14 protein-coding genes are annotated in these 9,748 nt (G+C 45.2%); 7 read left to right on the plus strand and 7 right to left on the minus strand.

Translation table 11 applies throughout. The annotated features are described in order from the left end of the window. Positions 1–104: 104 nt before the first annotated feature. A complete protein-coding gene (locus FWF39_RS10760) occupies positions 105–581 on the minus strand; it encodes a hypothetical protein (RefSeq protein WP_343383442.1) in 477 nt (158 codons plus the stop codon). Positions 582–588: 7 nt separating this feature from the next. Beyond that, a complete protein-coding gene (locus FWF39_RS10765; protein ID WP_343383443.1) occupies positions 589–966 on the minus strand; it encodes an Sjogren's syndrome/scleroderma autoantigen 1 family protein in 378 nt (125 codons plus the stop codon). Between the two features lie 82 nt (positions 967–1,048). On the opposite strand from FWF39_RS10765, the gene FWF39_RS10770 reads away from it, so the two are divergent. Next, positions 1,049–1,327, plus strand: coding sequence for a UPF0147 family protein (locus FWF39_RS10770; protein ID WP_343383444.1), 279 nt, complete (start codon positions 1,049–1,051; stop codon positions 1,325–1,327). A 92-nt stretch (positions 1,328–1,419) separates the two neighbouring features. Here the strand turns inward: FWF39_RS10770 and FWF39_RS10775 are convergent, their stop codons facing one another. Further along, on the minus strand, positions 1,420–1,914 hold the full coding sequence (locus tag FWF39_RS10775) for a PadR family transcriptional regulator (protein ID WP_343383445.1): 495 nt from the start codon (positions 1,912–1,914) through the stop codon (positions 1,420–1,422). Between the two features lie 123 nt (positions 1,915–2,037). On the opposite strand from FWF39_RS10775, the gene FWF39_RS10780 reads away from it, so the two are divergent. From FWF39_RS10780 to FWF39_RS10800, 5 genes are read left to right on the plus strand one after another with little or no spacing between them, the layout of a single operon-like run. Then, positions 2,038–3,468, plus strand: a complete 1,431-nt coding sequence (locus tag FWF39_RS10780) for an NAD(P)/FAD-dependent oxidoreductase (RefSeq protein ID WP_343383446.1) — start codon at positions 2,038–2,040, stop codon at positions 3,466–3,468. Between the two features lie 10 nt (positions 3,469–3,478). Further along, a complete protein-coding gene (locus FWF39_RS10785; protein WP_343383447.1) occupies positions 3,479–4,222 on the plus strand; it encodes a hypothetical protein in 744 nt (247 codons plus the stop codon). 53 nt (positions 4,223–4,275) lie between these two features. After that, complete coding sequence (locus FWF39_RS10790) at positions 4,276–4,821, plus strand: hypothetical protein (protein ID WP_343383448.1); 546 nt, start codon at positions 4,276–4,278, stop codon at positions 4,819–4,821. Continuing rightward, entirely contained in the window at positions 4,821–5,810 is a 990-nt protein-coding gene (locus FWF39_RS10795; RefSeq protein WP_343383449.1) for an SPFH domain-containing protein, read from the plus strand. The genes FWF39_RS10790 and FWF39_RS10795 overlap by 1 nt, the downstream gene beginning before the upstream one ends. A 12-nt stretch (positions 5,811–5,822) precedes the next feature. Then, on the plus strand, positions 5,823–6,164 hold the full coding sequence (locus tag FWF39_RS10800) for a hypothetical protein (protein WP_343383450.1): 342 nt from the start codon (positions 5,823–5,825) through the stop codon (positions 6,162–6,164). 60 nt (positions 6,165–6,224) lie between these two features. Here FWF39_RS10800 and FWF39_RS10805 read toward each other — a convergent pair whose 3' ends face one another. From FWF39_RS10805 to FWF39_RS10820, 4 genes are all read right to left on the minus strand, one after another. After that, positions 6,225–7,037 (minus strand): class I SAM-dependent methyltransferase, encoded by an 813-nt coding sequence (locus tag FWF39_RS10805; protein WP_343383451.1) that lies wholly within the window; start codon positions 7,035–7,037, stop codon positions 6,225–6,227. Positions 7,038–7,220: 183 nt separating this feature from the next. Next, complete coding sequence (locus FWF39_RS10810) at positions 7,221–7,652, minus strand: hypothetical protein (protein WP_343383452.1); 432 nt, start codon at positions 7,650–7,652, stop codon at positions 7,221–7,223. 87 nt (positions 7,653–7,739) lie between these two features. Further along, entirely contained in the window at positions 7,740–7,919 is a 180-nt protein-coding gene (locus FWF39_RS10815; protein ID WP_343383453.1) for a hypothetical protein, read from the minus strand. A gap of 130 nt (positions 7,920–8,049) precedes the next feature. Beyond that, positions 8,050–9,123, minus strand: coding sequence for a deoxyhypusine synthase family protein (locus tag FWF39_RS10820; protein WP_343383454.1), 1,074 nt, complete (start codon positions 9,121–9,123; stop codon positions 8,050–8,052). Positions 9,124–9,553: 430 nt separating this feature from the next. Between FWF39_RS10820 and FWF39_RS10825 the strand changes: the two genes are divergently transcribed. Then, positions 9,554–9,748: hypothetical protein (locus FWF39_RS10825; protein WP_343383455.1), on the plus strand; the 195-nt coding region annotated here is incomplete at its 3' end.

Below are 9,748 nucleotides of genomic sequence, written 5' to 3' on the forward strand. Positions count from 1 at the left end.
ATTTTGACCATGTTTTTAGTTGGGTGGGTGCGGTATTTTTGGAAAGGTGTTTTGCAGAGTTTGGGTGGTGAGGTAGTGTGTCGTAAGATAACTCGGGTGGGAAATTATTTTGGGACAAGACAATTTATAAAAAAATTTGTTAAATCTTGCGGTGAGAGATAACGGGGACCTCTTTCATGGTGGATTTGTAGTTCCAGTGTGTTTTTCCCAAATATTGCTCGCAACATATAGTAGTCAAATTTTAGTGCTTGCTGTTTTTCACCGTTGTTTTTATAGTAACGTATTGCGCAGAAGAAATCAAGCATCTGTACCTGAGTCTTTGAGATGTATTGAAGCGCTTTTTTTGTTTGCTCTTCATTGAGATAGGTAAATCCATCTGTTTCTGCTAATCCAATCTCAAAAATAACCACCCCGTTTGGTATTGTGGGAATGGTAACTTCTTCGAAATTAAATTGTTTATTGTTTGTTTTGCTAAAGAGTTGGATCAGTTGCTGTTGGAGTTGTCGGTTTGTAGTTGTGGTGAGGTAGTTTTGGGTGTGGTGAAGGTTTGGGGGGAAATTGTTGTAGAAACCAAGTGTCAAGTGGTGTTTATGCCTTCATTTTTTTGATTTTTTCAACGCTGTTTAGTAGTTCGTTTAGTGCTGTGGTGAGTTTTTGTAGTTCGTCTATGTCTTGGGTTGTTTCGATTTTGTTTTGTATGTCACTGATTTTGGTCATCAGGACGGTTTCGAGTTTGTCATAGGTATTGTTGTTTTGTGTTGATGGTGGTGTGGTTTGTTTGGGTGGTTCTTGGCCTTCTTTGACTATGATTACTTTTTTTTCGTCTTTTGCACACCAGAGTGTGTTGTCTTTTAGTCGAAAGAGTGGTGATGCGCAGGCGGGGCAGGAGAGATCGGTTAGGGTGGTGCCCTGGCGTAATAGTTCTGCCATGCGCTTGATTGGGTTGTCTTCTTTGTCTTGTTGCATGTTAAACCCCAAAGGTAAATACGTATAAATACATATATAGCTTGATTACTGCCAGATGCAGTTAAACGGGGAGGACCCTTTTATGGTGCGTAAGAAGAAAACAGAAGAATATGAAGCAAAGATTAAACAGGCGTTGATGGTGCTTGGTGAGGTTTCTGAAGATAGTACAACGCCGCGTAATATACGTCGAAGTGCCAAAGATGCTATGAATGCCTTACAAAGTAGCGAGTATACGCCGGCTGTTAAGGCTTCAAATGCTGTTGCCTTGTTGGATGAGATTCTTCAAGATCCTAACATGCCGCCCTACACAAGGGTTAAGCTCTGGAATGTTATGAGCTTTATTGAAGCTATCAAAGATTAGTACAGAGCTTAGGCTACTTTTTACTTTTCTTTTCTTAGTATTTGTTGTTGTTATTGTTATCTATGGGTATAATTGGTTTTGGGTGTGTTGTTTTAGTCGGTAGGTGTTGTTGAGTGTGATTTATGTTGTTGGTTGTTTTGTTGTTGTTTTTTGTATGCTTGGGCGCAGTGTGTGCAGCAGAATGTTTTTTCTGTGTTGTTGATGGTTTCTTGGTGGGTGGGTTTGTAGATTTTGGTGTTGCAGTGTGTGCATGTTTGGAGGCTGGTTTCAAAGGCGCTTGAGACTAGTTCTGTGAAGCGTTTGAAGAGGTTGTTGCATAGTTCTCTGCCTGTTTCGGTGAGTTCAAAGTTTTTGCGTCTTTTTTCGCCTACCATTTTGGCGGTGTGTTTGACGTAGCCTTGTTCTTCGAGGTTTTGGAGGAAGGGATAGACTAGGCTTGGGCTGATTTCTTTTTTGACTTGGGTTTTGAATTGGTTTATGATCCTGTAGCCGTGGGCGGGGCTTTGATAGAGTATTGTTAGTATGTAGAAGCGGTTGAAGTCGCTTATGAGTCCGTCTATGCCTTCGACGTCTTTATCTTTTGTCATAACTCTCCTGTCCTGATATACGGTTTAGATATAAAATGTTTATGCAAGACATATCGCAAAAACAGATATACCTTACCCCAGCTGTGGATCAGTTAATCCACGCCAAGATCAGCTAACAGTTATATGTCACCTGTTGTATCTACTTTTGGGTCCCAGAGGGAGAATTATCCTTTGAAATATGACGTAATCATCGTGGGCGCAGGCCCCGCAGGCATCTTCTCAGCATTAGAACTAACCGAACACACAAATCTCAACGTTCTTGTCATCGACAGAGGCACAGATATAGACAAACGCAAATGCCCCTCAAAACGAGGCTTTGAATGCGTCCACTGCGAACCATGCGCAGTCCTCTCAGGCTGGGGCGGCGCAGGCGCCTACAGCGACGGCAAACTCACCCTATCAACCGAAGTCGGCGGCTGGCTAAACCAGTACGTCTCCACCAAAGAATTACAAGACCTCGTCAAATACTGCGACGAAATCTACCTCAAATTCGGCGCCAGCAAAGAAGTTTACGGCGGCCACAACGAACAGGTAGACGAAATCGAACGCCAAGTATCCCTAGCAGGTCTAAAACTTATAAAACAAGAAGTCCGCCACATGGGCACCGATCGTTGCCTAGAAACCCTAAAACGCATGCGTGATCACCTCAACAGCAAAATCACATTCATGCCCAAAACCGACGTAAAAGGACTCATCGCCGAAAACAACACCATCCAAGGCGTAGAAACAGTTAACGGCGAAAAAATCCTATCAAAATACGTAATAATAGCCCCCGGCAGAAGCGGCGCAGAATGGCTCCAAACCGAAGCACAAATCCGAGGCCTAAAAACCGTAAACAACCCAGTCGACATAGGCGTCCGAGTCGAACTCCGCGCCTCAGTTATGGAAAAACTCACCAAGGTCCTCTACGAACCAAAACTAGTCTACTTCTCCCGGTCCTTTGATGATCAAGTCCGCACATTCTGCGTCTCACCCTACGGTGAAGTCACAACCGAATCCTACGACGGCGTCCTAACCGTCAACGGCGGTAGCCAAGCAGAAACCAAAACCGCCAACACCAACTTTGCAATCCTTGTCAGTACCCAATTCACCGAACCCTTCAAAGAACCCATCGCATACGGAAAATACATCGCACGCCTAAGCAACCTGCTAAGCGGCGGCGTCATGGTCCAACGCCTATGCGACCTCAACCACGGCAGACGAAGCACCCCAGAACGCATAAACCACAGCATCGTCACACCCACCCTCAAAAACGCAACCCCAGGCGACCTCAGCTTTGTACTCCCCTACCGTTACATAACCGACATCCGAGAAATGCTCCAAGCTCTCGACAAAATCGTCCCAGGCGTCGCATCACCCGAAACCCTGCTCTACGGCGTCGAAGTCAAATTCTACTCCTCACATCTCCAACTAAACCACGCCCTTGAGAGCAAAATCCAAAACATGTTCACCATCGGCGACGGCGCAGGCGTCACCCGCGGCCTAATCCAAGCCTCCGCCTCAGGCATCATTGTCGCCAGAGAAATTCTCAAACGAGAAAAACAAACGAAGTGAAAACAAAACCATGGCTGTAGCACAAAACATTAGCTGTTCACACTGCGGCGCACCAGTAGACTTTAAACCCGGCGAAATCGTCGCCACCTGCAAATACTGCGGCTTTACAACAGTCATAGAAACCGGCAAAGCCTTCACCTTCGAACACTCCGTTCTCCCAAACCGCTACAGCCCCGAACAAATGGAGACCTACATACGCGACTGGATGAGCTCAGGGTTCATGAAACCCAACGATCTAGCCAAAAAATCAAAAATCATAGAAAAAAACCTCACCTACCTCCCATTTTGGATCGTATCAGCAGAAGCCTCAACAACCTATAAAGGCATCTTTGAACGCATCGCACCACCCATCGTCAAAGAAGGCGACATAAAAAAACAATACAACTGGCTCGTACTAGCCAGACAAGCCTCAGACTTCCCCACCCGCTCCTACGACATCCCCCTTGAAGGCAAAGTACCCTACGACTTCCGCAAAATAGAAGGCTTCGCCAAACTCCTAAACAGCGAAATGGAACGCGACCAAGCCCTAACAACCGCCCAACAACAAATCGACACCCACCACCGATTCCTACTCCAACAAGATGTAGACCGCATCATCGAAGCCAACACCACCCTAACCCTCAAACAAATGGTATACCTCCACGCACCCGTCTGGTTCATAAAATATGAATACAAAGTCAACCTCTACCAAATAATCATTGACGGCGCAAAAGGTATGGTTCTAAAAGGCGACATCCCCAACCGCAAGTTCTAGCCAACCTTTAAAAGCCCGCACTTTTTATAACGAAGTGAAGATATAGGAGGAAAGTGGAAACGAGCGAAAATAAAGATATTTATGCCCAAGCCAAAAGCCAAATGGGCCTCTCTGAACGTATCGTAGCTGCCATTCCCGGTTTTCGCGGCTACAAAGAAAAAGAACTCAGACGAGAATCCGATAAACTAATCCGAACTCACCTTGCCCTCAAACTATCCAAAGGCAAAGACAACGTCCGAGCGATTGCCCAACGAATCGCCGATAAACGATACCTCGATGTCCTAACCGACATCGACCGCTTAAGTGCCAAAATGGATCGTATAACTGAGAAAGTCAACCACGCATCATACGGTTACGCAGGATTTTTCGACATAATCAAAATCAAAGAAGACAACCTAGAGCGCATGACAGCCTACGACACCCAACTAATAGACAGCGTCAACACCCTAACTGATCAAATCGACAACCTAAAAACCCAGCTCTTAAACGGCGACTATACCAACCTCAAAGACAAAATCCAACTCGTAACCGACAAATTCGAACTACTCGAAGACGCGTTTGACAAACGCAAAGAAATCATAACAGGAGTACAACTATAATGCCACAAGTCATTCAATGGACAAACGCCGGCGCCGATGACATCGTTTGGCGCTACCCCAACGAAGACATAACCTGGGGCGCCCAACTCATCGTTAGCGAATACGAACTAGCCGTGTTCTTCCGTGACGGCAAAGCCTACGACGTATTCCAAGCCGGCCGACACACCCTAACCACCCTAAACCTACCCCTACTAACCGGATTACTGACCCGACTCGCAGGATTTGGCGGCAACAAACCGTTCAAAGCAACAGTTCTATTCATCAGCACCAAAATCTTTGCCGGCAAATGGGGTACCCGCGCACAAACAACAGAGCTAGCCCCCCTTCAAGTATATGGACAATTCTGGTTCAAAATAGCCGACCCCACCCTATTTGTCAACGAAGTCATCGGAGGCCAAAAAGCCTACACAACCGATAGCGTCAACAACTTTCTACGAGGCTTTCTCAACGAAAAAATCATCACCGAATTGAGCCACTACGACCTCGTATCAGTTTTTACCCGCCTAACCGAAACTTCTCTCATCGTCAAAAACACACTCATCGACTACTTCAAACGCGTTGGCATCGAACTCACCGATCTGCGCTTCGAAGGCATAGACACCACCCCCGAATACCGCGAACGCCTCTTCTGGCTAAAAACAGGCAACACCTCCGCCGGCGACGTACTGCGCATGGAAACCCTCAAAAGCTCAGCTGAATCCCTAGGAAAAGGCGGCGGCTCAGGCGCTCTGGGCGCAGGCATGGTTCTCATCCCCCAAATCATGAACCAACAAGCAACCCCCCAAGCAGCACCCGTAGCAGCACCCGCAACCGCTCTAGTCATCTGCCCCAAATGCGGCGAAAAAGTCCCCGCAACCAGCAAATTCTGTCCCAGCTGTGGAACCAACCTCACCCCACCCAGCCAACAAACAATGACCTGTCCCAACTGCGGTAAATCCATCCCAGCGAACAGCAAATTCTGCCCCGAATGCGGACAAAAAATCAGCTAGGAAGCAAACACCATGAGTACCGAGCACAAACGATCCCTGCTAACCATCGGTGCCTTCCTTGTTGCCGTCACAGTGGCCATACTGTTCTACGCTGTAGGCCTCATTAACTGGACCTTAATTGCACCGATGGCGTTTGTGCTCTGTGGCCTATGGCTACTTGCTCTGGGCGCTATACGCATGGGCCAACCCATACGCCATGAACGCAGCGGCTTTAGCACCATCGCAATCGGTCTCATCATAATGGCCGTGGGCGGCGCATGGTTCGCATCCACCATCAACTGGGTCTACTCAATAGCAATCATACTCCTAGTCGTTGCCGCCATAGCCATCGCCACAGCACTCCAACACAAATAATTCTTTTTTATTATCCTGCTTTGAGGACTTGCTGAATTCATCCGTAAAAATTGTTACTGATTATTTTTTAGCTATCCAGTAGCTCATTTCAGGCTTGCAAACTAGACGATATGGCAAGAACAGGGGATTGGGGATCCAAGTTGTGGTTTGGAAATAATCAGAGCGCTTATAGTAGCTAAAATGCGCTTGTTTAAACACTGCTTCTATGTTCTTGTGGTTTAGGGCATGGTCTTTTTTGAACCAATAATCTGAGAGCGTGTAGTCTATCATGGGAACCCTCAGCCCGGTCATTTGGAAGTATAGACTGTTAATCACAGGACTAGTATGCAAATAGAGCCCTTTGATTATCTCCGCTAGCATGCTTTGTTTGTTTGTCCAGTAGACCGGTGAGGCCTCATGATCAATATAGATAACCCCGCCTTTTTTGAGCAACCCGATAAGCGTTTGAAGTACACCGATGTAGTCGGGCAGATGATGCATCACCGAGTAGCTGGTGATTAAATCAAAGGTCCCCGGCTTAAAATCCAACTCTTCAACAGGTGAATTAATCACCGTTAATTTACTGCCCAAATACGCGGCATATTTCTTTTTGAGAATGTTGCCCATTTCAGCAGAAATATCCATAGCTGTCACATGGTAGCCCATCTGCAACAACTTACCGGTCAAGTTACCCGTTCCCGCGCCCACATCCAACGCGCATTTTTTGCCTCCTCCAAGAACCCGATCCACTTCTTGTAGTCTATCAGTTATGCGTTTTTGTTCTTTTTTGCTGTAGACCTCGGGGTGGAGTCGTTCGTAGTATTTGGCTTCTTGCCGATGAACCGTAATGTTGGCTTCAAGAATTTTCTGCTTTAGCGCATAATCGATCTGCAAGTACTATGACTCCGCGGGATTTGGTTGGTACATGTTTTGATTTTAGGCTAATAAAGCTGGTGTATTTAGCACCTGTTAACCTTACAAATGATTAGATGCTTGTTTTAATGTTGATTGATACTCCAGACAAAGTTTGATATGTACCTGCCTGGTATACCAACAAGATCCAAGTTAGGTCTGCATTCATGTTTTCCTTTTAAAGCGCCAACCCTGGACTATAAAAATCCCTGCGGAGACAACTGTGAGTAGTGTCAAGAGCCAAAATGACTCTTGAATAGGCGATGACATAAGCAGATGCGGAATGAGAATAACTATTTCGCAAATCAAGATGCCGATAAAGATGAGCCCAAAGACTACAAAGCTGGGAATAAGGGTCTTCCCAAACCATATGTAGCCCTTCATGCTCTTCTTTTCTTTTACTACATAGTTGCCATATTGATCTTTGACAACAAGGCCTAAGTCGATTAGTTTTTGGAGATTACGATAAGCAACACTTGGACTACTAAGATTAGCTCCACGCATCAAATCTCTTGGCCCAATAGGCTTCCCAACTTTGACCAGATAGAGATAACTTTGAAAAGTAGTTGCATTCAGTTCCTCCTCCTCAAACTCCAAGTGACATCCCCTACAACCTAAACATAATCTGCCCTTAAAAACCAAACGAACTATCAAGAAATTAGAGTGTACTTTTTACTGCAAGTTTTAGGAAAAGACTGATTTTGTTGTATAGATACACATCTCTATAATATTCTCTTCATAGATTTCTTCTCTTGATAGTTTGCCTTTAATTTTGCCCATATCTGGTGGGTTGTCTAGTTTTTCGTGTATTTTTTTAGTTGTCTCTGTGTGATACATTCCCTCAACTAACCCCTTTTCTCGCATACTGTATTATTTTCTTCTCGTTATTAAATGAAGGATTCAATGTGTTCTAAAAATTTTCTCTTGAAGAGTTAAGGATGTAAAAAATTTGATTTTATATATAGCGGTATGTAAAAATAAAAGAGAGGGGGTGTTATGGTTTTGGTATGTCTTTGAAGATCCAGCTCATGTCTGGGCCTTTGCGTTTCTCAGGTACACGTTCGGCTAGAGCGTGGGCGATGAGTGGTAGGGCGATGGTTGCGTCGCAGTAGCACACTGCGCGGGTTCCGGCTTGGTTGTTGATTTTGCCCCAGCTGATAGCTTCTTCTAGGGTGCAACCGCTAAGTCCGCCCCATTGGGGTGAGTCGGTGGTGATTTGGATGGCGTATTTGTGGGGGTAGTAGTATTCTTGGATGGATTTGCGCAGGCCGCCTTGTCTGCCTTTGACGCCTTGGTCCTCTGTCATGGGTGAGACGGATATGGCGATGAGTTGGGTGATGTCTTTGGGGACGCCGCCACCGACGTAGATGACGCCGACTTCTTTGGTTTTTGTTCCGATTTGTACGAATTGATCGAATTCTTTGACGCTATCGATGTGTACGTGGTGGCCTTTGTTTTTGGCAAGTAGGAAAGTTTCGCCGTATGCGCTATCCACCATGGCTGGGCTAAAGACTGGGATGCCGTTGGCGGCTGCGACTGCGGTTATGGCGGGTATGTTTTTTTTGTTTAGGTATTGGCCTAGGCCGTGGAGGAATTCTGCTGAGGTGTATTGGTAGTTTTGGTCGCAGGTCATGACGTAGTCGGTGACTAAGTCTTCCATTTCGCGGTAGTCGGTTTCTTTGCCAAAGACGTCGTAGTAGCGGTTGACGTCTGCGTTTAGGAGTTCTTCGTCGTTGACTACGTGGTTGCCTTGCCAGTAGCCTAAGCCCATGGCATCCACGATGTCCTCTGATACGTTTGCTCCGGTTGAGATGAGCACGTCTATGAAGTGATTTTCCATAAGCCAGTTGATAACGGTCCACTGTCCGGCTGTGGACATGGAGCCTGCAAAGCCCAAGGCGATGACAAGGTCTTTTTCTTTTAGCATATTTTCCCAGACATCGACTGCTTCGCCTAGCTTGCGGCCTTGATAGGCTGTGTTGCTCATTTCTTTTAATAATTGAGAAATCGGTTTCTGCTTGGTAACTTTGATTGGTTCAAGTTTCTTGGTAAAGTAATCGTTACCCATTGTTAATCTATACCTGTCGTTTATGTTAGAGGGCAGGTATTTGAAATTTATTGTTATAGATTAGGCCGTTCTATAGAAAATTTTGCCATAACTGTTGGTATTGAGGTTCTTTTTTAAAGTCGGCTATTTTTTTAGCCTCCAAGCCGTTTGAGCGTGTAGACAAGCATTTTTATCTGTTATTGTTGGTGTTGATTGTTTGGCGGGATGATTTGTTTAAGGCCTTTTTGTTTTCCGCTACTTTGTGGGTTATTCTCACGCTTTTTTGGGAATTTAGATGTAAATGTTGAGTGATTGTTTAAAGTGTGTCCATATTGCTGTTCTTATTGTGGTATTTGTCGCTTTTTTTGTGTTAGGTCTGTGACGGTTGGCCTTACAAGCATTAAGCTTATAAATATGCTGTTGTGATAGAGTAAAGTTTAAGGAATGAATAATGTCAGAGAACAACAAATTTAAATTAGCAGACATATTCGGCGGTATTATAATTCCACTAATCTTGGTCGTTCTGATCTTTGTCTTTGCAGTGTATCTCAATGTTGGCGGCGAATATCATGTGCTTGGCGAAGAAAATCTCATTGCAATCATTTTGGTTTCTGGTTTTGCTCAGATGATTATTCTTGGTGTACCA

The sequence above is a fragment of the Candidatus Bathycorpusculum sp. genome (assembly GCF_009778815.1).
Classification (GTDB): domain Archaea; phylum Thermoproteota; class Bathyarchaeia; order Bathyarchaeales; family Bathycorpusculaceae; genus Bathycorpusculum; species Bathycorpusculum hydrogenotrophicum.